Raw genomic sequence first — 23781 nt, forward strand, 5'->3', positions numbered from 1 at the left:
CCGTTCCAGGTTACCGGTCACCCCACCGCCCGCGGTTGTCATATGCGCGTCAATCGGGCCATGGGATGATGGTCGGGTCCGCCGCACTGGTCGGCCGCCGTCAAACCCACATAAAGTGATGCAATGCGCACCAAGGACCTCCTGGCCGCCACCGCGACCGGCCTGTGGCGCTGGGACAACGTCTCGGGAGAAGTGACCCTCGACGCCGAGACCGCCCGGCTGCTGGGGCTGCCCGCGGAGCCCACCGAGCTGTCCGAGGCGGCCATGCGCTCCCGCCTCCACCCCGCCGACTTCGCCGAGATCACCGGCATCGTCAACCTCGCCGTCACCGAGAGCAGCATCGCCGAGGCACGGCTGCGCGTCATGGACAGCGCCGGCCGGGTGCTGCGCACCGTCCGCACCCGCTCCCGCGCCTTCCTGCGCAGCGACACCGACCACACGGACTACGAGCTGGTCGGCACCGTCCAGGAGATCTTCGAGGCCCAGCCCGGAACCGCCTCCCCGCACGCCCCGGCCAACGGCGACTGGCGCCGCTCGCGCGAGGCGTTCCTGCTGGACGCGGGCCGCGCGCTGGCCGAGGCGCACTCCACCGCCGAGGTGCTGCGCGTCGCCGCCGGCCTGTCCATGCCCGGCTTCAGCCCGGACGGCCTGGCGGTCTTCGGCATCGAGGGCGACCGGATCTCCGTCATCGGCCACCACGGGCACCGGCAGGGCGATCTCGCCCCCTTCGTCGACATGCCGCTGGACACCGACTATCCGGCCGCCGAGGTGGTACGGACCGGCCGCGCCGTCTACCTGCCCACCCCCGAGGACTACCGCCGCCGCTACCCCGCCACCTGGCCGCTGGCCGCCGCCTTCCGCCGGGCATCCTGGGCCTTCCTGCCCCTGGTGAGCGCGGGCCGCACGATCGGCGCCTGGATGGCGGCCTTCGGCACGCCGGTCGCCTTCACACCCGACGAACGCTCGGTGCTCACCACCGTCGCCCGGATGCTCGCCCAGGCGCTGGCCCGCGCCGGCGACCAGGAGTCGCGGCGCGAGCTGACCGACGGCCTGCAGCGCAGCATGATGCCGACGGTGCATCCGGACATCCCCGGCATGACGGTGGCGGCGCGGTACGTGCCGACCGGCGGCGGCCTGGAGGTCGGCGGCGACTGGTACGACATGATCACGCTGCCGTCCGGCCGGTTCGCGCTGGTCATCGGCGACGTGCAGGGCCACGACGTACGGGCCGCCGGCCTGATGGGGCAGTTGCGGATCGCCCTGCGCGCCTACGCCTCCGAGGGCCACCACCCCGACGCGGTGCTCTCCCGCGCCTCCCGCTTCCTGTCCGGCATCAACGACACCGAGTTCGGCGGCGAGGACCCGCGCTTCGCCACCTGCCTCTACATCGAGGTGGACCCGGCGACCGGCCTGCTGGACATCGCGCGGGCCGGGCACCCCGACCCGACCATCCGGATGGCCGACGGGACCGTTCTCGTCCGGCCCACCGCGGGCGGCCTGCCGCTGGGCATCGTGCCGGACACCGACTACCCCACCACCCGGCTCGTCCTGGAGCCCGGCGAGACGATGCTGGTCTGCACGGACGGGCTGATCGAGACCGGCGGGCACGACCTGGAGTCGGGCTGGGCGCGGCTGCGCCACGTGATCGAGACATACGGGGCCGAGGACCCGTCCGGCACCGCCACGGACGTGGTCGCGCCGACCCTGGAGGACGCGGCGGGCCTGGAGAAGCTCGCCGACGCGCTCGTGCAGGCCGTGCACGGCCCGCCGTCGTACCACACCACCGGCCCGTTCATGGATCGCCGCGAGGACGACATAGCGATGCTGCTGCTGTGCCGCGAGGGCGGGAGCTGCGGGGTGGGTACGGGCGGCACGGCGGCGCACCGGCCCGTCCGCCGTACGGTGCTGACCGTCAAGCAGGCCGAGCCCGAGCGGATAGCGGAGGCCCGTCACCAGGTCCGCGACGTGCTGCACGACTGGGCCGACGAGGACCAGGTCGACTCGGCCGTCCTGATGGTCTCCGAGATGGTCACCAACGTGCTGATGCACACGGACGGGGACGCGCTGCTGGTCGCGGAGATCACCGGCGAGAAGGGCAGCCGCCGGATCCGCGTGGACGTCGCCGACAGCAGCGACGAGCTGCCGCACCGCCGTACCCCGGGCGAACTGGCCTCCTCGGGGCGCGGCCTGGTGCTGATGGAACTGCTGGCGGGCGCGTGGGGCGTGGACCCGCGCGGCGACGGCAAGTCGACGTGGTTCGAGCTCTACGAGGACGCGGCGGGCGGCGCCGAGCCGTCACTGGCGGACCTCGCCGCCCCGGCCGGCCCGCCGGTCGATCCGCTGCCCGAACCCGCGGCGTAGTGCCGGCGCAGCTCCGAGAGCACGCCGAACGCCGCCGCGGTCAGCGGCACGGACAGCAGCATCCCCATCACCCCGGCGACGCTGGCGCCCGCGGTGATCGCCAGCATCACGATGGCCGGGTGCATCTGGACCGTACGGCTCTGCACGATCGGCTGGAGGATGTGGCCCTCCAGGAAGAACACCACCAGGACGATGCCCAGCGTCCAGATCGCGATGGCCGGGCCCCGGTCGTCGGCGAACGCGACCAGCACGGCCACCGAGCCGGACAGGAACGAGCCCAGGTACGGGATGTAGGCGCCCACGAAGACCAGCGCGCCCAGCCCGAACGCGCCGGGCACCTGGAGGATCAGCAGGCCGACGGTGATGCCGACCGCGTCGATCAGCGCGATCAGCGTCGTACCGCGCATGAAGCCCTCGATGGCCTGGTAGCCGCGGCGGGCCATCTGCTCCAGCCCCGGGCCGGAGTCGCCGGGCGCCCAGTCGTGCAGGGCGCGGACGGCCTTGTCCGCGTCGCGCAGGAAGAAGAACGTCAGGAACAGGGCGAGTACGGACGCGGCGAGGGTGGCCGCGACGACGCCGACGCCCTCCAGGACACCGGTGGCCGCGGTGCCGCCGAACTTCCCTATGAAGGGCTTGGCGTTGGAGACGATGTCGTCCAGTGAGGTGCCGGCGGCGCCGAAGTGCCGGGACACCTCCTTGGCGGCGTCCTTGAGCGAGGCGATGATCTGGTCGCCGGTGTCGATCAGCGCGCTGACGACGATGTACCCGGCGCCGCCGACCACCACGATCAGCAGGGCGCAGGTCAGCCCGGCGGCCAGCGAACGGTTCAGTTTCATCGCCACCAGCCGCCGGTAGACCGGCCCGAGCAGCGCGCTGCCGAGCAGTGCCAGCAGAACGGGGGTGACGGCGGCGCTCAGGGTCACGCACAGCCAGACGCCGACCGCCGCCACGGCGGCGACGAGCAGGCCCACACCGCACCAGGCCGCGGCACGGCGGGCGGGGTCCGGGAGCAGCGGCTGACGGTCCGGGGGTCTCAGATCGTTTCGCACCCCGCCAGTGGATCACGGGGCCGCCCGTGCGGGGCGGCATTCCGCCGCGAGCGGATGCGGTCTTGATGCGGCCGCGGGCGGGTACGGACCACCGTCGGCCCGTACCCGCTGTCTCCGGCTCAGTGGCCTTCGGCCGGCACCGTCCCCAGCCGTCCGGCCTGGAAGTCCTCGAAGGCCTGGGCCAGTTCGGCGTGGGTGTTCATGACGAACGGGCCGTAGTGCATCATCGGCTCGCGGATCGGCTGCCCGCCGAGCAGCACGACCTCCAGGTTGGGGCTGCGGGACTCCTGTGTGGCGTCCGCCCGGAGGGTGAGCGAGTCGCCGCCGGGGCCGAACACGACGGCCTGTCCGGTACGGAACGGCCGCCCGAGCGGGCCCGCGGTGCCGCGGCCGGCCAGCCCGTACGCCAGCGCGTTGAAGTCCGAGCGCCACGGGATGGTCACCTCGGCACCAGGATTGACCGAGACGTGCATCATCGTGATCGGGGTGTGGGTGATGCCCGGCCCCTCGTGACCGTCGATGTCACCCGCGATCAGCCGCAGCAGCGCACCGCCGTCCGCCGAGGTCAGCAGCTTGACCTGGCCGCCGCCGATGTCCTGGTAGCGCGGCGCCATCATCTTGTCCTTCTTGGGCAGGTTCACCCACAGCTGGAGGCCGTGGAAGAGCCCGCCCGTCATGACCAGCTCCTCCGGCGGCGCCTCGATGTGCAGCAGGCCGGAGCCCGCCGTCATCCACTGGGTGTCGCCGTCGTTGATGACGCCACCGCCGCCGTGCGAGTCACGGTGGATGAAGCTGCCGTCGATCAGGTACGTGACGGTCTCGAAGCCGCGGTGCGGGTGCCAGGGGGTGCCCTTGGGCTCCCCCGGCGCGTACTCCACCTCGCCCATCTGATCCATCATGATGAACGGGTCCAGGTACGTGTAGTCGATGCCGGCGAAGGCACGGCGTACCGGGAAGCCCTCCCCCTCGAAACCGCTCGGCGCGGTGGACACCGCGAGCACGGCTCGCGGCCGGGCGTCGGCGGGCGCCGATACCCGCGGCAGGGTCAGCGGGTTCTCTACGGTCACTGCGGGCATGACGGCCTCCTCGGTCGTTCACCGTTCAACTTAGTTGAAGACTGAACAACCTGCAAGGCGTCCGTCATTCCCCAGCCCCTTACGACGGAGAAGCCGCAGGTCACGGCGGTGCCGGAAAGCGGTACCCGGCGCACCACTTCCGCCCCTCCCGCGCCCCTCGCGCCGACCGCGTGTCCGGCGCACTCTGGACGCATGGGTGCATCCGCTCAGGACCCAGCGGGCCACGGAGAAAGGTGGAGGCAGCCGGGCCAGGGTCCCCCGGCGGCCTCGGGACAGGGACAGCCGGCACCGCCCGGCTCGCCGTACTCGGCAGCACCGCCGCCACCCGGGCGCAAGCGCGGCAAGGGATGTATGACCTGCGGCATCGCCGCGGCCGTCGCGGCCGTCGTGGTGGTGATCGCGATCATCGCCGTGTTCGCCTCCATGGGCGGCTCCGACGGCGGCAAGGAGGAGAGCGGCGGATCCGGCGGCTCGACGTCGCCGTCCGCGCCGGCCGGGAAGGGCAAGATCACCAAGGAGATGTACGACCGGGTCCGTACGGGCATGTCCGAGCGCGAGGTCACCGCGATCACCGGCCCCTGCGAGTCCTCGGCGGAGGACGAGGTGGCCGGCGTCCGGGGCAAGGTGCTGACCTGCCAGGGCGCCGAAGCCTTCAGCTCGGCGACGTTCACCTTCAGCAACGGCCGGCTGGCCGCCAAGGGGCAGGTGGGCCTGGGCGGCGACGCGGCCAGGAAGGGGTCGATGACCAAGGAGAAGTACGACCGGCTGCGGACCGGGATGACCGAGCAGGAAGCCCTGGCCGTCGCGGGGACGTGCGAGAAGAACTCCGACACCGACATCGCGGACAGCTCGGCGACCGGCTACACCTGCATGTCGGCGGACGGGCTGGGCAACGCATCGCTCGTGTTCTCCGACGGGAAGCTGGTGTCGAAGGCACAGGCCGGGCTGGAGTGACTGGCGCGGAACCGATGGCAGCGCGGCGGCGCCCCGGGGCGCCGCCGTCGTGCGGATGTCAGCCGTACATCCGGCGCATCGCGAAGTCGACCATCTGTTCCACCGACTTGGCGTCGAAGACCATGCGGTGGTCGCCCTCCATGTCCAGGACGAAGCCGTAGCCGGTGGGGAGCAGGTCGAGGACCTCGGCGCCGGTGATCACGAAGTACTTGGACTCCTTGCCCGCGTACCGGCGCAGCTCCTTGAGCGAGGTGAACATCGGGATGACCGGCTGCTGCGTGTTGTGCAGCGCCAGGAACCCGGGGTTGTCGCCGCGCGGGCAGTAGACCTTGGAGGTCGAGAAGATGCCCTGGAAGTCCTCCGCCGACATCGAGCCGGTGGTGAAGGCACGCACCGCGTCGGCGAGGGAGGGCGGGGACGGCTCGGGGTAGAGCGGCTGCTCGCCGTAGCCGCCGGGGGCCGGGTGCTGCGGCGGGGGCGCACCGTACTGCTGCTGCCCGGCGCCCGCGTTCTGGTCGTAGCCGTACATGCGGCACAGCGTACTGAGTCGGCGCGGTACGTACGCCGCTACGTTGGAAGAGCTCAGAGTCCGCCCGACCGACCGAGGCCCGCACCGATGACCGATCGCGATCGACCGAAGCCGCGCGTCACCCGTGGCGGCGTGCTGCTCACCGTCAGCGCCGTGACCGCCTGCGGGCTGATGCTCTTCGGCGCCATCCAGCTCAGGAACGCGCAGGCCGCCTGGTCCCTGACGTACGAGGCCACCCCCACGGGAGGGCCGCCGCGGGCCGACGAGGTGCGCTACCGGCACTCCGACGGCGGTGACGAGCGCGAGGAGGAGACCGGCAGGACGCGTCTGCCGTGGCGCGAGACGGTGGTCGTGGACGCGGGTGAGGAAGCGTGGCTGAAGGTGCGGCCGGCCGGGAACGGTACGGCTTCCTGCCGGATCCTGCTCGACGGCGAGCGCCAGGTCGCCTCGGGGAAGTCCGCGGGGCCGGGGAAGCCCGCCGTGTGCCGGGTGACCACCAGTGACACGTCGCAGCAGTGGCGGTAGGAGCCGTAGGGAGCCATAGAAGGGCCGTGGGGAGCGACAGGGGCGTGCGGCAGGGCCGCCCGGCCCCTCCGGAGCGGCGCAAAAAGGGCACCGCGGCCCCCGTAGACGTACGGCAGGGGCCCTGGCGCCGCGCATTGACGCTCGTCACAGATGGGCGGTCAGGGGTTGCTTCTTATTACCGACGGGTAGCATCATCGTAGCTACTTGCTGGTATTGCGTTTGAGGTCCCTCGCTTCCAAGCGCTGGGTCTCCTCCCGAACCTTACGGAGCCGTACCCATGGGCCACTACAAGTCGAATCTCCGCGACATCGAGTTCAACCTCTTCGAGGTGCTCGGCCGCGACGCCGTGTACGGCACCGGACCGTTCGCGGAGATGGACGTCGACACCGCCAAGAGCGTGCTGAACGAGATCGCCCGGCTCTCCGAGAACGAGCTGGCGGACTCCTTCGCGGACACCGACCGCAACCCGCCGGTCTTCGACCCGGACACCAACACCGCGCCGGTGCCCGACACCTTCAAGAAGAGCTACCAGGCGTACATGGACGCCGAGTGGTGGCGGCTGGGCATCCCGGAGGAGATCGGCGGAACCACCGCGCCGCGCTCCCTGCTGTGGGCCTTCGCCGAGACCATCCTGGGCGCCAACCCGGCCGTCTGGATGTACGCCTCCGGCCCGGCCTTCGCGGGCGTGCTGCACGAGGAGGGCACCGAGGAGCAGCACCGCATCGCACAGCTCATGGTGGACCGTCAGTGGGGCTCCACCATGGTGCTGACCGAGCCCGACGCGGGTTCGGACGTGGGCGCCGGCCGCACCAAGGCCACGCAGCAGGCGGACGGCACCTGGCACATCGAGGGCGTCAAGCGCTTCATCACCTCCGGCGAGCACGACATGTCCGAGAACATCGTGCACTTCGTGCTGGCGCGTCCCGAGGGTGCCGGTCCGGGCACCAAGGGCCTGTCGCTGTTCATCGTGCCGAAGTACGACTTCGACTGGGAGACCGGCGAGCTGGGCGAGCGCAACGGCGTCTACGCCACCAACGTCGAGCACAAGATGGGCCTGAAGGCCTCCAACACCTGCGAGATGACCTTCGGCGCCAACCACCCGGCCAAGGGCTGGCTGCTGGGCGAGAAGCACGACGGCATCCGCCAGATGTTCAAGATCATCGAGTTCGCGCGGATGATGGTCGGCACGAAGGCCATCGCCACCCTCTCCACCGGCTACCTCAACGCCCTGGAGTACGCCAAGGAGCGTGTGCAGGGCCCGGACCTGGCCGCCTTCACCGACAAGACCGCGCCGCGCGTCACCATCACCCACCACCCCGACGTGCGCCGCGCGCTGATGACGCAGAAGGCGTACGCCGAGGGCATGCGCGCCCTGGTGCTCTACACCGCGACCGTCCAGGACGAGATCATCGCCAAGGAGGCCGCGGGTGAGGACGCCACCGCCGCGACCCGCCTGAACGACCTGCTGCTGCCGATCGTCAAGGGCTACGGCTCGGAGAAGTCCTACGAGCAGCTGGCCCAGTCGCTGCAGACCTTCGGCGGCTCCGGGTACCTCCAGGAGTACCCGATCGAGCAGTACATCCGGGACGCCAAGATCGACACCCTCTACGAGGGCACCACCGCCATCCAGGGCCAGGACTTCTTCTTCCGGAAGATCGTCCGGGACCAGGGCCAGGCGCTGACCGCGCTCTCCGAGGAGATCAAGAAGTTCCTCGCGGAGGCCGTCGGCGGCGAGGCGCTGGAGACGGCCCGCGGCGAGCTGGCCAAGGCCGCCGCCGACCTGGAGGCGATCGTCGGCGCGATGCTGACCGACCTGGCCGGCACCGAGAAGGACGTGAAGTCCATCTACAAGGTGGGGCTGAACACCACCCGCCTGCTGATGGCCTCCGGCGACGTCGTCATCGGCTACCTGCTCCTGAAGGGCGCCGCGGTCGCGAGCGAGAAGCTGGCGGGCGCCTCCAGCAAGGACAAGCCGTTCTACGAGGGCAAGATCGCGGCGGCGAAGTTCTTCGCGCACAACGTGCTGCCGGGCGTGTCCGTGCAGCGTGGACTGGCCGAGACCGTCGACCAGTCGCTGATGGAGCTGGACGAGGCCGCGTTCTGAGGTGACCCGAGGGGCACGGCGCGCTCTGCGGGTCTTCTAAGGGCGGCTTAAGCCCCGTCCGGAAAAAACCGGTTTACGGGACGCTCTCACAGCGTTCTCAGACAAGCGCGCCAGTCTGGCGTTGCCCGCCTCCCATCCCCCGGGGAGGCGGGCATCGTCGTTCGGGGAGCTGCCGTACGGGCCTGACGGAAGGTGCCCGAACGGGCTTCCAGGAGATTCCCGAACGGGCCGCCCGGGTTCCCGTACGGGCCTTCCGGGGGACGCGGACGCGGGCCTCCCGGAGACGCCGACGCGGGCCTCCATGAGCCGTGGTCACGGCCCTCCGGGAGCCGCGCGAACGCCGGCCGCCGGGGCGTTCCGGTTCTCCTGCCGTGATGCATGCGGATTCGTATACCGAGGAAGGGCGCCCGCTAGTCCTTATGCTGAATCCATGAGCCATTCCGCCCGCTTCGACCGCGGCCACACCGACGACCTGATGTCCTTCCTCGCCGCCGCCCCCTCGCCGTACCACGCAGTGGCCAACGCGGCCGAGCGGCTGGAGAAGGCGGGGTTCCGGCAGGTGGCCGAGACCGACGCCTGGGACGGCGAGAGCGGCGGCAAGTACGTCCTGCGCGGCGGGGCGATCATCGCCTGGTACGTCCCGGAGAGCGCCACGGCAGCCACTCCGTACCGCATCGTCGGCGCACACACCGACTCGCCCAATCTGCGCGTCAAACCCATCCCGGACACCGGCCACCGCGGCTGGCGGCAGGTCGCCGTCGAGGTCTACGGCGGCACCCTGCTCAACACCTGGCTCGACCGTGACCTGGGCCTGAGCGGCCGGGTCACGCTGCGCGACGGCAGCAGCCGGCTGGTCAACGTCGACCGCGCCCTGATGCGGGTGCCGCAGCTCGCCGTGCACCTGGACCGCTCGGTCAACGCCGACGGCCTCAAGCTCGACAAGCAGCGCCACATGACGCCGATCTGGGGCCTGGGCGAGGTGCGCGAAGGTGATCTGGTCGCCTTCGTGGAGGAGGAGATCGGAGTGCCGGCCGGCCACATACGCGGCTGGGACCTGATGCTCCACAGCATCGAGCCGCCCGCCTACCTCGGCCGTGACCGCGAGCTGGTGGCCGGTCCGCGGATGGACAACCTGCTGTCCGTGCACGCCGGTACGGCCGCGCTGGCGGCGGTCGCCACGTCCGACGAGGAGCCGCCGTACATCCCGGTGCTCGCCGCCTTCGACCACGAGGAGAACGGCAGCCAGTCCGACACCGGCGCCGACGGCCCGCTGCTCGGTACGGTGCTGGAACGTTCGGTCTTCGCCCGCGGCGGCTCGTACGAGGACCGCGCCCGCGCCTTCGCCGGCACGGTCTGCCTCTCCTCCGACACCGGCCACGCCCTGCACCCCAACTACACCGAGCGGCACGACCCGGGCCACCACCCGATGCCCAACGGCGGGCCGATCCTGAAGGTCAACGTCAACCAGCGGTACGCCACCGACGGCAGCGGCCGCGCGGTCTTCGCGGACGCCTGCGAGCGGGCCGGCGTGCCGTGGCAGTCCTTCGTCTCGAACAACGCCATGCCCTGCGGCACCACCATCGGGCCGATCACCGCGGCCCGCCACGGAATCGCCACGGTCGACATCGGCGTTGCCATCCTGTCGATGCACTCGGCGCGCGAGCTGTGCGGCAGCGAGGACCCGCACCTGCTGGCGAGCGCCCTGACGGCCTTCCTGGAGGGCTGAGTTGGACTTCTCCCTGCTGGGCCCGATATCCGTCACCACCGGTTCCGGTGAGCTGGCGCTCGGGCCCGCCAAACGGAGCAGCGTGCTCGCGCTGCTGCTGTTGCAGCCCAACACGACTGTTCCCCTGGAGCAGTTGATCGACTCCCTGTGGGAGGAGGAACCACCCGAACACGCCCGTACCGTCGTCCAGGGCCATGTCTCGCGGCTGCGCGCCACGCTGGCCAGCGGCGGCGCCGAGGCGTACGGCATCGAACTGGCCACCCACGGCTCGGCGTACCTGCTGCGCCTGCCCGAGGAACTGATCGACGCCCACCGCTTCGCCGAACTGGTCGCCCTGGCCCGCCCCGAGGCGGCTCCCGCGGACGCGGTGCCGCTGCTGCGCGAGGCGCTCGGACTGTGGCGCGGCCCGGCCCTCACCGGCACGGTCACCAGCCCGCCGTTCGCGGCCGCCGCGCACGCGCTGGAGGAACAGCGGCTCGCCGCGACCGAGGCGCTGGCCCGGGCGCACGGCGCGCTCGGCGAGCACGAACAGGCCGCGGCGATCCTCTACACGGCCGCGGTCAACAACCCGCTGCGCGAGGGGATGGTCGCCGAGCTGATGCGGGCGCTGTTCCGTACGGGACGGCAGTCGGACGCGATGGAGTGGTTCCACCGGACCCGGCGCCTGCTCGACGAGGAACTGGGTGTCGGCCCCGGGGCGCGGCTCAAGGGCGCCTACGAGGAAATCCTCCGCGCGGAGGAAGCCGGGGCCGGGGGGCGTGCGCGGGGCGGCGCGGATCCCGGTACCGGCCGAAGAGGCGGCGCGGGACGGACGGCGCAGGGCGCGCCGCAGGAGGCGGGCGCCTCCGACGCGCGCCCCACCACCGCCGCGGACCCCCGCGTGCCCGCCCAGGGCGGCCGCGGCCCCACGGGCGGCGCACCCGGCCGTACCGCCGGCCCGCCCGCCGTACCCCGCCTGCTGCCCCGGCCACCCGCCCGCTTCCTCGGGCGGGAGCAGCAACTCGCCGCGCTCACCACCGTGGTGCAGTCCGCCGTACCCGGTGAGAGCCCGCTCGCCGTCGTCACCGGACCGGCCGGCGTCGGCAAGACCGCCTGCGCGGTCCAGTGGTCCCACGCGTACGCCGGGGCCTTCCCCGACGGCCAGCTCTTCGCTGACCTGCGCGGCTTCAACGAGGGCGCGGCGGCCGAACCCGTCGAGATCCTGCGCGACTTCCTGCTCGCGCTCGGTACGCCCCCGGACCGCGTACCGACGTCAGCGCAGTCGGCCTCCGCGCTGTTCAGGTCGCTGGTGGCCGAGCGCCGGCTGCTGGTCGTCCTCGACAACGCGCAGAGCTCCGCACAGGTGCGCCCGCTGCTGCCCGGCGGCGCGCACTGCGCGACGGTCGTCACCAGCCGCAGCCGCCTGGACGGCCTGGTCGCCACCGACGTCGCCCGGCCGGTGCCCGTCCAGGCGCTCGGCGCGGCGGAGGGCACCGCCCTGCTCGGGGCGATGCTCGGCGCGGAACGCGTCGCCGACGACCCGGACGCCGCGCAGGAACTGGTCGCCCTGTGCGACGGGCTTCCGCTGGCCCTGCGCGCGGCGGCCGCCCAACTGACGGCCAGGCCGCGCTGGCGTCTGGCCCGCCTGGCCGCCGCCCTGCGCGACGAACGGCGGCGGCTGGCCCTGCTGTCCGCCGAGGACACCGGGGTCGCGGCGGCCCTGCGGATGTCCGTGGCCCGCCTCTCGGCGGACGACGCGCGCCTGCTCAGCGCGCTCGCCGCGAACGCCGACGGCCATCTGAACGCGTCCGTCGCGGCGGCGCTGGCCGGTTCCGACCCGGAGCTCATCCAGGAGGGCCTGGACCGGCTCACCGAGATGCACCTGGTCGACGAGGAGGCCACCGACGTCTACACGATCAGCACGCTGACCCAGTTGTTCGCGCGCGACGAAGGGCCGGCCGGGGGGCCGGAGGGAGCACCGGGCGGCGGAACCGGCGGCAGCTCACAGCAGTAACCGGCGCGAGGCCGGACGCACGACCGACGGACCGCCGGCGCAGACGCCGGGCAACGGGGGACGGTCCGGAGGGCGGGCATCAGGGGTGGGCATCAGGGGCGGGAGCGGGTCGTAGCAGTCGGCGCCCGGGGCGGTCCATCGCGGCACGTGCCAGGGGCTGTCCCGGCGTACGCTCCACCCCGGCCCCGAGGGACGGAACGGACAGCCCCCTCCGAACCCCCACGTATCCGCAACACGTCTGCCCCTGCCCCCCGTTCGAACTGTTCCCTTCCCGGCCGGTACCCCCTACCGTCTGCGGATGCGCATGATCAAACGCCGGTACACGGCCGCTGCCGCCGCTCTCGCCTGCACGGCGTCCCTCTTCGCCGCCCAGTCCGCCACCGCGCGGCCGGCCGACCCGAGTGCCCGGTCCGCCGGCCACCACGCCACCCCGGTCTGGCAGCAGGTGGGTGACGGCATCACGTCGGGGATAAGCGGCCTCGCCGTCGTACCGGGTTCCCGGGCGGCCCGGACCGACCTCCTCGTCGCCCGCGACAACAAGGAGCCCGGCGAGAACCGGCTGGCCCTCGTACGCCTGCGCCCCGGCGACCGCCCCCAGGTCCGACCGCTGGCCTGGCGGGGCAGCCGCACCCCCGCCGACCTCGAAGCGCTCGACGCGGTCCCCGGCCGGCCCGGCGAGTACGTCGCCCTGGCCAGCGACGGCACCGGCTACCACCTGCGCCTGGACGCCGGTGCGGGCGTGGCGCGCGTCCTCGGCACCTTCACCGTCCCCGGCGCCGCGGAGGACGACAACTACGAGGGCTTCGCGCTCTCCGCCCAGGGCCACCGGCTCGTCGCCGTATGGGCCGACCGCGGCGAGGACAGCCGCCCCGGCACCCTGCACGCCGCCCGCCTCGACCTCACCCGGCGCGCCTTCTCCGCCCCGGTCACGGCCGCGTTCCGCGCGCCGTACCCCGCCGAGCACGTACGGCACGTCAGCGACCTGAAGATCGGCGCGGGCGGCGCGCTCAAGGTCTCCGCGGCCTCGGACAACGGCGACGACGGCCCGTTCGACTCCGCCCTCTACGACGCGGGTACGGTGTCCGTCGACGGCCGGGGCACGGTACGGCTGTCCGTACGGAACGCCCCGGAGCCCCTCGGCCGTTACGCCGGCCACAAGATAGAGGCGCTGGCCTGCCTGCCGCACTCCCGCCACGGCGTGTTCGGAACCGACGACGAGAACGCGGGCGGCGCGCTCCGCACCGTCGTCGGCGGCCCGTGCTGAAGCGGCACCCGGGAGCACCGCGCCGGCGCGCGGCCGGTCCGCGCCGGTGCCGAGCGGCCGATCCGCGCCGGTTCCGTTAGGCAAGCGTTAGCCAGGCGCCAGGGGAGCACGTCAGGGTGGCAGTACAGCATGCAGCGAACGTAGCGACCCCGGGAGTCCCCATGCCGCGCCACACCGTTACGGAGGCCGCCACCCCCCACAGCGCCCGCCGCCGTGCCGACGGCGGGCGCGCGCGTACCCGTACGCTACGGACCGCCGCCGCCGGACTCACGGCCGTGGCCGCCCTCGGCCTGCTCACCGCCTGCGGCGGGCAGGAGGCGCTCAAGACCAGTGACGCCAAGCCGTTCCACCCCTTCGGGAAGGACTCCGGCGGCTCGGACGAGCCGATGGGCCCCGGCATGCCCAGCAGCTCCCGTACCGGCCAGGCCGTCGGCAACAGCGGGCGCCCGGCCTGCGACTCCTCGAAGGTGGTGGTCGCGGCCAAGCCGCTTCCCCAGCCGCCCGGCCGTCTCCTCCTCCAGGCCACCAACACCTCCGCCGCCGCCTGCGACCTGTACGGCTTCCCGCGCCTGCGGGACGGTGACGTGTCCCCCACCGCCCCGAACACCCGCAACGCGCCCCGCTCACCCCTCACCCTCGCCCCCGGCGGCACCGCGTACGCCGCCCTCACGCCGTCCGCCACCGATTCCGCTCCCGAGACGCGCACCCTGTCGGTCGGCTTCACGGACCACCGCGGCCACGTCATACCCGGGGCCCGCACGCACGTCCGGCTGCCCGGCGGAGTCCGCTTCGACAGCGGCGCGCAGGTCACCTACTGGCAGTACGACGTGAACCGCGCGGTCCGGCCGTAACGATCCGCCCCCGAAACGGCACGATCCGGCCGAAAAGCTCCACCCGCCGCGCCCCCACCGGACGAGACACGCGATTGGCCCCACCGGCCCCGGGTACCCGGTCGACGACCGGCCCGGAACATCCAATTGCGTACGGAGGCACAACCATGGGCATCGGATGGTGCATCGGTCTGCTCGCGCTGGGAGGCATCCTGACCTTCGCGGTGGACTGGCACATGGCCGGAGTCAACCTCCACCTCGTCGGCCTGATCCTGATGGCGGTCGGCATCATCGGCATCGCGGCGTACGTCAGCATCTTCAAGCGCCGCCGCATGCAGCCGCCGCGCCCGGCGGCCCCGGTGGTCGAGGAGACCCACCGCATGCACTACGACGACTGACACGGCTGACACGCCTGGCACCGCCGCCGTCAGCGCGGCCCGGGCATCCCACCCGGCCCGCGAGCGCCGCAAAACCCTTTGCCCCCGCGGTGCGCCGCGAGGACCCTGTACGCCATGCCTTCACGACAGGACGGCCTCTGGGACGCGGAGACCGCTCGCCGCTACGACACCCCCGGCACCGGCATGTTCGCACCGGAGGTGCTGGACCCGACCGTCGACCGCCTCGCCCAACTCGCGGACGGCGGCAGGGCGCTGGAGTTCGCCATCGGCACCGGCCGCGTAGCCGTACCGCTCGCGCGGCGCGGCGTCCCGGTCACCGGCATCGAACTGTCCCGTCCGATGCTCGACCAACTACGCACAAAAGCCGACGAGGCAACCATCCCGGTCGTCGTCGGCGACATGGCAACCGCCACCGCCCCCGGCCCGTTCCACCTCGTCTACCTCGTCTTCAACACCATCTCCAACCTCCTCACCCAGCCCGAACAGGTCGAGTGCTTCCGCAACGCCGCCCGCCACCTCACCCCGGGCGGCCGTTTCGTCATCGAACTGGAAGTACCCGCCCTGCGAAAACTCCCGCCCGGCCAGCACGCCGTGGTCTTCACCTCGGACCCCGGCTACCTCGGCGTGGACACCTACGATCCCCTCCACCAACACCTCACCTCCCACCACTTCCGCTACACCGAGGACGGCAAGGCCCACCTGGCCCGCAGTCCCCACCGTTACATCTGGCCGGCCGAACTCGACCTCATGGCCCAACTGGCGGGGTTTGAGTTGGAGTGCCGGCATGCGGACTGGAAGGGCGGTGCGTTCACGGCGGAGTCGGGCTCTCATGTGTCGGTCTACCGGCTGCCGGATGGCGCATAGCGGTCCTCGCCGGCGGGACGGCCAACGGGCTCCGCCCCGCGATCGCGTCGCGGGGTGGAGCCCGGGGTGGGCACCGGTGCTAGTCGAACGGTATCCACCACTTCATGTAGGGATTGGATTCCGAGAAGTTGCTGGTGTACGCCTGACCCTTCATGTTGGAGTCCAGGGCGCGCTTGTTCTGGTGGTTGACCAGCGTGGATGCACCGGTCGTCAGGTAGTGCTGCTCCCACAACTGCCGGGGGTTCTCGGAGTCGCAGGCTCTGGCCATCACGCGGTCGCTTCCTGTCCCCCCGCCCGTGAGGCAGAGGCCGGTCTTGCTGTTCTGCAGCATCACTCCCTTACCGGAGGTGTGGAAGTACCAGCGCTGGTAGGGGTTGTTCACGCCGCAGCCGTTGCTGTTGTCCTTGGTGTAGACGGCTCCGTCGGCGTCGCTGTCGAGGCAGTACGACGTCTGCCAGTTGGTGAGCCCGCTGGACGCGCCCTGGGCGGCCGCGGGGGTCTGCGTGGCCACGACAGTCATGCAGGCGGCGGCGAACAGGGCGCCGACCACACCGGTCTTCTTCTTCACCGAGATCTTCATTGGTTACCTCCATTGAGAATGCTTCGGCCCGCCGGGGCAGGTCCTGGGCTTCGCCGGTACGGTCCCGCGGGCTGTGTGCGGACCGTGGGGTGTGGGCAGGGCCGACTCGGTTCTGCCCGGCAAGAGGGCATGGTCAGCGTCCGCTGCCGTAGAGCCCGAGGAAGGGGGCGAGCCGCGGGACGCCCTCGGTTCCCAGACGTATCTGCGTGATGTTGCGGTACGTGCGTCCGTCGATCGTCACGGGAGCAGCGTTCCCACCGTGCACGGTCTGGTGAGCGACGCGGGACAGGGCCGACCACTGGGTCTGCAGTCCGACACCGAAGTTGCCGAGGTGGGCCGGATGGTTCGGATCGCTCGGGTCGAAACCCAGGTCGATGGCGGCGGCGATACGGTTCTCGATCCAGCCGAAGCGCGCGGCTTCGGCGGTGGCACCGATGAGGTAGGCCAGGGTGCCTCGGTAGGTGCTGCGCGTCGCGTCGGTGATGTAGCTCAGGTCCGTCATTCTGTGCTGCATGTCGATCGCCCGGTACGCGAGGTGCCGACGGTTGGCGTCAGGGTCCAGGGAGTCGTAGTTGCCCCGGTAACCGAGATCGGTGAAGAGCGGCGGAACGGCCGACCTTTCGAAGTTCTGGATCTCATGCGCCAGCGGAAGCGTGGTGTCACGGAACTGATAGTGGTGGCCGCGGGCGGTGAAGCCGAGGAGATACAGGTTGTCCACGCTGAAGTAGAGCTTCACATGGCACTCGCTGGGGCCGCCGTACTCGTTGGTCCAGACGCGGACTTCGATGACCCGGTTCGTGTTCGTCCGTGTCGGCGTGTCGAGCAGGGCCGGGCTGTCGGCGCCGGTCATCTCGTGGCCCGAGGCGGCGCGGAGTTGCGCGACCATCTGCCGGTACCGGTTCGCACGGTCCGCGCCCGCGTTGCCCCCGGAACTGGTGTCGTCGAAGCCCTCCATGTGCCAGTCGATGACGGTGTACCGCCGGGAGGTTTCCGCCTGGGCCGGCGTGCTGCCGACGGTCATCAGGGTGCAGGTGGCCAGGAGGGCCAGGAGCATGGTGCCCAGGCGTCTGCCCGCGCGGCGTAGTGCGGGGATCGGATTCATCGGTGGCTTCCCTGAGGTGGTCGGCGCGGGCCCACGCACACAGGTGCGGGCTCCGCGGAGAGGAAGGTGGCGGCTTCGGGACGCCGGTGGTTCCGGTTCCTTGTCCGCGCCTCAGAGCCAACCCGATGAAAGGCAGGCGGCCCAGGCATTTCCACCGGCAGAAGTAGCGTCGGGCATACTTCTGCCGGACGGTTCACCGTTCCTGCCGGGACCACGTCGATCAGGGGATGCACACGGATGGGCACCGGGACACCGGCTGACGGCGCCTTCGGCGCGCGCTTGCGCGCGCTGCGCACGGGCGTGGGGCTGAGCCAGGCGGAGCTGGCGCAGAGCGCGGGGCTCAGTGTGCGCGGGCTGTCGGACATGGAGCGCGGCACTTCCCGCGGCCCGCAGCGCCGGACCGTGCAGGCCCTGTCCGCCGCCCTGCGCCTGGACCCCGCGACCGCCCGAGAACTGGAGCGCCTCGCAAGCCTGGGCCGCCCCCGCCCGGCTCGCGCCGAAGCCCCCCGTCCGGCCGCCGCATCCCCCGCCGCCCGCGACGCCGCCACCGCACAGCCGCCGGCCCCCCGGGAGGCCGCGCACCACACGCTGGCCCTGCCCCGTGACCTGAACGACTTCACCGCCCGCGGCCCGGCCCTCGACCGGCTCCGGGCCCTGGTGGAAGACCTCGATCCGGCCCGGCCGCCGGTGGCCGTGGTCTGCGGACAGCCGGGCCTGGGCAAGACCAGCTTCGCCGTGCACGCCGCCCATACCCTCGCCCCGCACTTCCCCGACGGGCAGTTCACCCTGGATCTGCGCGGCATGGATCCCTGCCCCGTCGCCCCCCGCGACGCACTCGCCCGGTTGCTGCGCGCCCTGGGCGTGGCGGAGGGTGCCGTGCCCGCCGGCACCGAGGACCGCGCCGGGCTGCTCCGTTCCGTCCTGCGCGAGCGGCGCGCACTGCTCCTGCTCGACAACGCCGCCACCGAGGACCAGGTCCGCCCTCTGCTGCCCGGCCACAGCCCCACCCTCACCCTGGTCACCAGCCGGCACACCCTGGCGGGCCTCGAAGCCGTGCACCGCACCGAACTCGCCCTGTTGCGCCGTGAGGAAGCCGTCGAACTGCTCACCCGCATCATCGGCCCCGAACGCGTCCGTCAGGAGAGCCAGGCCGCCCGCGACCTCGCGGAACTGTGCGGACACCTGCCGCTGGCCGTACGCATCGCCGGGCAGCGCCTGGCCTCCTGCCCCGGCGAACGCCTCGCCAAGCTCGTCGACCGGTTCGCCGCCCACGAGAGCCGCCTCGACGCGCTGCGGGCCGGCTCCCTCCAGGTCCGCGCCGCCTTCGCGCTGTCCTATCAGCAACTGGACCCGACCGCCCGCACCGTCTTCCGCCGCGCCGCTCTCGCCGACGGCCCCGACTTCAGCCCCCGGACCGCCGCCCTCCTGGCGGGTCTGCCCCTGCGCCACGCGGCCGGGTACGCACAGGACCTCACCGACGCCGGCCTTCTCCAGCCCCACCCCAGCGCCGACCGTTACCGCTTCCACGACCTCCTCCGCCTGTTCGCCACCGAACAGCTGGACGAGGAGGACACGCCCGCCGACATCTCCCTCGCCCACGCCCGGACCGACGCCTGGATGCTGCGCCGGGCCACCGCCGCCGCCCGGCTGTTCACCATCGACCACCGCCCCGACGGCTGCCGCGACGACGAGAGCGGCGACCCCGACCCGGCCACCGCGCCGGCCGACCGCGACCAGGCCCACGCCTGGCTGGAGGCCGAACGGCCCCAGTGGCTCGCCGCCCTGCGCCGGACCCAGGCGGCCGGCCGCCACCGGGAGGTCGTCGACACCGCCGAGGCGATGCACTGGTTCTCCGACCGCACCTCGCACTGGGAGCTGTGGACGGAGGTCTTCGAGCGGGCCGTCGGCTCCGCCCGCGCCCTGAACAGCAGCCGCGACGAAACCGTCCATCTCAACTACCTCGCCTGGGCCCACAACACCTGCCTCCACGACCACGCCACCGCGCTGAGCACCGCGCAGGCGGCCCTGGCCCTGGCACGTGAGACCGGCGACCAGCTCCAGGTCGGCTGGGCCCACAACTACGCGGCCCTGGCTCTCGACAGGCTCGGACGGCCCGACGAAGGCATCGCCCACCTCCACCAAGGCGCCGACTGCCTCGGCCGGCAGACCGGCGCGCAGAGCCGGCTCGCCGAACTCTCCATCCTCAACGCCCTCGGCCGGCTCCTGCGCCAGGCCGGCCGCGCGGACGAGGCACTGACCGTCCACCGGCGCAGCGAGGCCCTGTGCCGCGCCGGCATCCCGGGAAAGCCCCACGAACTGATCGACCTGTACCGGGCATCGGCCCAGCAGCACATCGGCAACGACCTCGCCGCCCTGCACCGCTGGGACGAGGCCGAAGCACCGCTACGGCACGCGGTCGCCCGCTTCGAGGCAGCCCGTATGCCGGCCTGGAGCGAACCGGCCCGCCTCGACCTCGGCATCGTCCTGCGCCGCTGCCACCGGGCCGAAGAGGCCCGCGCCACCCTGACCGCCGCCTACGAGGGCCTCGTCCGGCTGAACCACCCCCGCCAGCTCGAAGCCGCCGACCTGCTGCGCCTGCTCGACGAAGCAGGCGGTTCGCTGACAGGAACCCGGTCGGAACGAGGCACCGGCGGAGAGTGACTGCGCCGTGTGAAGGTTCGGCGCGTGACTGCGCCGAGTGAAGGTCCTGTGCCGAATTCCAGTGGCCGACGAGCGTGGGCCCGGCCCCGTACGTCCCGTCCATCCAGCACCACGCATTCTGCCCGCACAGAATGACGTCGATTCGGCTGATTGCAGTGTTCCGGCGCCAAAAGTGACGGCACTGGCGTCCCGGGCCCCACTCGTTATGGTGGCTTTGCCATGACACCGACGCACGCCCCGCCCAATCCGTACCGCCGATCGCAGTGAAACCGCTGGGGGACCACATGACCGCACGCCGCTCCCGCCGCTCAGCCGCCTGTGCGGCGATCGCCGTCGCGATGGCCGGATCGCTCGCTCTGACCGGCTGTTCCGGGAATGCGAAGAGCAAGAAAAGCGCGAAAAAGTCGTCTTCGAAGTCCTCGAAGTCCTCGTCGAAGAGCAAGAAGAAAAAGATCGTCGGCGGGGGCGCGGCGGCGGGTGCCGGGGCGGCGGCCGGGTCGCGGAGTGCGCGGGCGTGCGGTCCGGGCATGTTTCGTTTCGAGGTGTATGCGCACGCGCCGAACGATCATGTCGTGATCAAGGCCGTGAACACCAGCAGCACCCGTTCCTGCCTGGTCCACCACCACCCGCTGATCCGCTTCGGCGGCGCCAAGGACCCGCTGCCGCTGCTCAAGGGCAGCAATGTCATGGGCGGGGACGTGGAGACCGTACGGCCCAAGGGGGCGATATGGGCGAGCGTTCCCACCGCCACCGCCGCCCAGAAGGGCAGTGGCAAGAAGACGTACGCGACGATCGAGTTCAGCGGCAGCGACCTGAACGGTGCCCCGAAGGGGCCGCCGCAGCGCGTCGACTTCCGTAACGCGCCGGTCGCGGTCGGCGCCTCCCAGGTCACGTACTGGCAGAGCACGCTGAACCGGGCGGAGAGCTACACGAAGCCGAAGGGGTGAGGGGCAGCGGTCCGGACCGGCGGCCCGGACCGCACCGCGTCACTCCGCGCTCGCCTCGTCCATCCCCGCCAGCACCAGCGCCAGCCGCCCCGTGCCGCCCTCGACGACGCGTACCGGGACGCCCCAGTCCTGCTGGTGCACGTGGCAGGCCGGGTACTCGACGGCCGGGTCGTCGTCGCAGGACGCCGCCATCGCGGAGACGTGCAGCACGCCCTCCGTCACACCGTCCGCCAGGACCAGCTCGCGACTGAGGTCGGTGTCCGCGCCGTCGCCGGAGGCCAGCAGTTCGGGCGGGGTCGAGCTGACGAGGAGGCGGGTGGACGGGCCGTAGCGGAGGTCCAGCTTCTGGCCCGCCGGAGCCTGGAAGATGACATCGAGGCGGAGCTTGCCGGGGCCGACCTCGGTCGCCGCGCGCTGCGTGCGGTGCGCGACGGACTCGACCCGTACGGCCTCCTCGGGCAGCCGCAGCCGGGTCAGGCGGTGCCGCGCCGACTCGACCACGATGATGTCCGGATCGCCGGAACCGTCGCCGCCGACGAGCACCGCGTCCGAGGGCTCGCGCAGGTCGGTGGCGAGGGTGGTGACCTGCCCGGTCGCCGGATCGTAGCGGCGCAGCGCGTGGTTGTACGTGTCGGAGACGGCGACCGAGCCGTCGGGCAGCGCGGTGACACCCAGCGGGTGCTGGAGCAGTGCCCGGGCCGCGTCGCCGTCGCGGTGTCCGAAGTCGAAGAGGCCGGTGCCGACCGCCGTGTGCACGACGAGGTCGGTGTCGAGCCAGCGGACCGCGCTGGTCTCGGAGTCGGCGACCCACAGCCGGTCGCCGCCCGCCGCCAGCCCGGACGGCTGCGCGAACCACGCCTCGGCCGCCGGGCCGTCCACCAGCCCCTCGTTCGTCGTACCGGCGACCGCCTCGACGGTCTCCGTGGCCGGGTCGTACGTCCACAACTGGTGCACGCCGGCCATCGCGATCCACAGCCGGTCCTGCCACCAGGCCACGTCCCACGGCGAGGACAGGTCCACCTCGCGGGCGGGCCCGGAGGTCGCCGAGCCCTGCCACCACTGCTTGCCGGTGCCGGCCACGGTCGCGACCTCGCCGGTCTCCGGGTCGAAGGTGCGGATCGCGTGGTTGACGGTGTCCGCGACGGCGACCTTGCCGTCCGGCAGCAGCGCCAGGCCCTGCGGCTCGCTGAAGGAGTCCGGGCCGAGGCCGCGCTCCCCGCTGCCGATCCGGCGCAGTACGGTCTCGCCGTCCGCGGCCAGCTCCACGAGCTGGTGCCGGGTGGTGTCGGAGACCAGGAACGTGCCACCGGGCAGGCGCAGTGCCTTGCCGGGGAAGCGCAGGTCGGTGGCGACCGGCTCCGGCGGTACGTACGGCCCGTCGCCGCGCCGCAGCGTCCCCTTCGCCTCGTGCTCCGCCTCCAGCTCCGCGACCAGCGTCTCGATGGCGTGCGCGTGTCCCTCACCGGCGTGCTGGGCGACGACGTACCCCTCGGGGTCGATGACGACGAGCGTCGGCCAGGCCCGTACCGCGTACTGCTTCCAGGTGGCCAGCTCCGGGTCGTCCAGCACCGGGTGCTCGACCTCGTACCGCTCGACGGCGTCGACGACGGCCTGGTGCTCGGCCTCGTGCACGAACTTCGGCGAGTGCACCCCGATGATCACCACGGTGTCCCGGTGCCGCTCCTCCAGCTCCCGCAGCTCGTCCAGGACGTGCAGGCAGTTCACGCAGCAGAAGGTCCAAAAATCCAGGATGACGATGCGTCCCCGCAGGTCAGTAAGGGTGTAGTCCTTACCGCCGGTGTTCAGCCAGCCGCCCTTGCCGATCAGCTCGGGAGCACGGACTCGGGCGCGGCGCGGGGTGTTCGGGGCGGGGGCGGCGTCGTTCATGGTTCAAGGGTGCCACTTGGGCATGAACACGCGGTCACGGGAGTACGACGCGCGGGGCGGCGGGGAGGACCGCTTCGCCCTCACGTCCACCCCGCCTCCAGCTCCGTCCCGTGGACCGTGCGCATGTGCTGTTTGATCAGGACCCGGGCGTCCGTCTCGGCGCTGCGGTCGTGGGCGGCCGCCGCGCGGCGGCGGGCTGTGTTCAGGTGGGCGCAGCGGGTGCAGCCCGGGTCCGGGGTGAAGCGCCGTGTCGTCGCCGCGTCTGCCATGGGGTCATGGTCCGGGTGCGGTGGCCTGCGGAGGCGAAGGACCCGCGCAAGCTCCGTACAAGGTCACCTGGGTGCGCGGGCGGGGCGGGCGGCGGCGTGTCCCGGGGCGTACGGGCGCGTGGGGGCGGAGCGGCCGGGAACATGGGCGGCATGAAGTTTCTCGTGCACGACCGGATCTTCGGCATCGGTGACGATTACTGGATCGACGACGAGCACGGCCGGCATGCCTATCTCGTCGACGGCAAGGCGCTGCGGCTGCGGGAGACCTTCGAGCTGAAGGACACCGAGCGGCGGGTGCTGGTGACCATCCGCAAGAAGTGGCTCGCCCTGCGGGACACCATGACCCTCGAACGGGACGACCGGCCGCTGGCCACCGTCCGGCGCAAGCGGCTGTCGCTGCTGCGCAACCACTACCGGGTGGAGCTGGTGGACGGCACCGAGCTGGACGTCAGCGGCAAGATCCTGGACCGCGAGTTCGCCGTCGAGTACGACGGCGAACTGCTGGCGGACATCTCGCGTCGCTGGCTGTCCGTGCGGGACACGTATGCGGTGCACGTCGTGCGGGAGGACGCCGACGCGGCGCTGCTGATCGCCGTGGCGGTGTGTGTCATCCGGCTGGCGGAGCGGGAGCGGGGGGAGGACTGACGGCCGGGCGCCTCGCC

General features: G+C 72.2%; 20 protein-coding genes. 13 read left to right on the top strand and 7 right to left on the bottom strand.

The genetic code is table 11. The annotated features are described in order from the left end of the window. The first annotated feature begins 123 nt into the window (after positions 1-123). A complete protein-coding gene (locus tag ACZ4QV_RS18440) occupies positions 124-2361 on the top strand; it encodes an ATP-binding SpoIIE family protein phosphatase (RefSeq protein ID WP_361153370.1) in 2238 nt (745 codons plus the stop codon). On the opposite strand, the gene ACZ4QV_RS18445 is transcribed toward ACZ4QV_RS18440, so the two are convergent. Together ACZ4QV_RS18445 and ACZ4QV_RS18450 are read right to left on the bottom strand one after the other, a co-directional pair. Beyond that, positions 2265-3410 carry an AI-2E family transporter gene (locus ACZ4QV_RS18445; protein WP_361153367.1) on the bottom strand — a complete coding sequence of 382 codons (1146 nt, stop codon included), beginning with the start codon at positions 3408-3410 and terminating at the stop codon, positions 2265-2267. The two genes, ACZ4QV_RS18440 and ACZ4QV_RS18445, sit on opposite strands and share 97 nt — an antisense overlap. Before the next feature lie 119 nt (positions 3411-3529). Then, positions 3530-4486 (bottom strand): pirin family protein, encoded by a 957-nt coding sequence (locus ACZ4QV_RS18450; RefSeq protein WP_361580990.1) that lies wholly within the window; start codon positions 4484-4486, stop codon positions 3530-3532. A 351-nt stretch (positions 4487-4837) separates the two neighbouring features. Between ACZ4QV_RS18450 and ACZ4QV_RS18455 the strand changes: the two genes are divergently transcribed. Next, positions 4838-5440 carry a hypothetical protein gene (locus ACZ4QV_RS18455; RefSeq protein ID WP_361153361.1) on the top strand — a complete coding sequence of 201 codons (603 nt, stop codon included), beginning with the start codon at positions 4838-4840 and terminating at the stop codon, positions 5438-5440. A 58-nt stretch (positions 5441-5498) separates the two neighbouring features. Here ACZ4QV_RS18455 and ACZ4QV_RS18460 read toward each other — a convergent pair whose 3' ends face one another. Next, complete coding sequence (locus ACZ4QV_RS18460) at positions 5499-5969, bottom strand: SseB family protein (protein WP_003980379.1); 471 nt, start codon at positions 5967-5969, stop codon at positions 5499-5501. 87 nt (positions 5970-6056) lie between these two features. Here ACZ4QV_RS18460 and ACZ4QV_RS18465 point away from each other — a divergent pair, with 87 nt between their 5' ends. The 8 genes from ACZ4QV_RS18465 to ACZ4QV_RS18500 all read left to right on the top strand — a co-directional run bounded on the left by ACZ4QV_RS18465 (position 6057) and on the right by ACZ4QV_RS18500 (position 15673). After that, positions 6057-6494: a hypothetical protein gene (locus ACZ4QV_RS18465; RefSeq protein ID WP_467763129.1), complete on the top strand. Its 438-nt coding sequence runs from the start codon at positions 6057-6059 to the stop codon at positions 6492-6494. Positions 6495-6771: 277 nt separating this feature from the next. Continuing rightward, complete coding sequence (locus ACZ4QV_RS18470) at positions 6772-8598, top strand: acyl-CoA dehydrogenase (protein ID WP_361153355.1); 1827 nt, start codon at positions 6772-6774, stop codon at positions 8596-8598. A 430-nt stretch (positions 8599-9028) separates the two neighbouring features. Further along, complete coding sequence (locus tag ACZ4QV_RS18475) at positions 9029-10324, top strand: M18 family aminopeptidase (protein ID WP_361153353.1); 1296 nt, start codon at positions 9029-9031, stop codon at positions 10322-10324. Position 10325: 1 nt separating this feature from the next. Next, positions 10326-12317 carry an AfsR/SARP family transcriptional regulator gene (locus tag ACZ4QV_RS18480; protein WP_361153350.1) on the top strand — a complete coding sequence of 664 codons (1992 nt, stop codon included), beginning with the start codon at positions 10326-10328 and terminating at the stop codon, positions 12315-12317. 298 nt (positions 12318-12615) lie between these two features. Then, positions 12616-13581 (top strand): hypothetical protein, encoded by a 966-nt coding sequence (locus tag ACZ4QV_RS18485; protein WP_361620014.1) that lies wholly within the window; start codon positions 12616-12618, stop codon positions 13579-13581. Between the two features lie 161 nt (positions 13582-13742). Beyond that, positions 13743-14432 carry a DUF4232 domain-containing protein gene (locus ACZ4QV_RS18490; protein ID WP_361153345.1) on the top strand — a complete coding sequence of 230 codons (690 nt, stop codon included), beginning with the start codon at positions 13743-13745 and terminating at the stop codon, positions 14430-14432. A gap of 146 nt (positions 14433-14578) precedes the next feature. Beyond that, positions 14579-14809 carry a DUF6458 family protein gene (locus ACZ4QV_RS18495; protein WP_361153343.1) on the top strand — a complete coding sequence of 77 codons (231 nt, stop codon included), beginning with the start codon at positions 14579-14581 and terminating at the stop codon, positions 14807-14809. Between the two features lie 114 nt (positions 14810-14923). Next, positions 14924-15673, top strand: a complete 750-nt coding sequence (locus tag ACZ4QV_RS18500; protein ID WP_361153340.1) for a class I SAM-dependent methyltransferase — start codon at positions 14924-14926, stop codon at positions 15671-15673. A gap of 79 nt (positions 15674-15752) precedes the next feature. Here the strand turns inward: ACZ4QV_RS18500 and ACZ4QV_RS18505 are convergent, their stop codons facing one another. Further along, positions 15753-16253 carry an RICIN domain-containing protein gene (locus ACZ4QV_RS18505; RefSeq protein WP_361153337.1) on the bottom strand — a complete coding sequence of 167 codons (501 nt, stop codon included), beginning with the start codon at positions 16251-16253 and terminating at the stop codon, positions 15753-15755. A 133-nt stretch (positions 16254-16386) separates the two neighbouring features. After that, positions 16387-17355: a ribosome-inactivating family protein gene (locus ACZ4QV_RS18510; RefSeq protein ID WP_361580969.1), complete on the bottom strand. Its 969-nt coding sequence runs from the start codon at positions 17353-17355 to the stop codon at positions 16387-16389. A 237-nt stretch (positions 17356-17592) separates the two neighbouring features. On the opposite strand from ACZ4QV_RS18510, the gene ACZ4QV_RS18515 reads away from it, so the two are divergent. Further along, on the top strand, positions 17593-20016 hold the full coding sequence (locus ACZ4QV_RS18515; RefSeq protein WP_361614084.1) for an ATP-binding protein: 2424 nt from the start codon (positions 17593-17595) through the stop codon (positions 20014-20016). Positions 20017-20300: 284 nt separating this feature from the next. Next, positions 20301-20963, top strand: coding sequence for a DUF4232 domain-containing protein (locus ACZ4QV_RS18520; RefSeq protein ID WP_361580963.1), 663 nt, complete (start codon positions 20301-20303; stop codon positions 20961-20963). Positions 20964-21002: 39 nt separating this feature from the next. Here the strand turns inward: ACZ4QV_RS18520 and ACZ4QV_RS18525 are convergent, their stop codons facing one another. Next, positions 21003-22850: an NHL domain-containing thioredoxin family protein gene (locus ACZ4QV_RS18525; protein ID WP_361614087.1), complete on the bottom strand. Its 1848-nt coding sequence runs from the start codon at positions 22848-22850 to the stop codon at positions 21003-21005. A gap of 80 nt (positions 22851-22930) precedes the next feature. Further along, entirely contained in the window at positions 22931-23119 is a 189-nt protein-coding gene (locus ACZ4QV_RS18530; RefSeq protein ID WP_361614090.1) for a hypothetical protein, read from the bottom strand. Between the two features lie 150 nt (positions 23120-23269). Here ACZ4QV_RS18530 and ACZ4QV_RS18535 point away from each other — a divergent pair, with 150 nt between their 5' ends. Continuing rightward, positions 23270-23764: an LURP-one-related/scramblase family protein gene (locus ACZ4QV_RS18535; protein ID WP_361153320.1), complete on the top strand. Its 495-nt coding sequence runs from the start codon at positions 23270-23272 to the stop codon at positions 23762-23764. The last annotated feature ends 17 nt before the right edge of the window (positions 23765-23781 follow it).

The sequence above is a fragment of the Streptomyces sp. NPDC026394 genome, assembly GCF_055567735.1.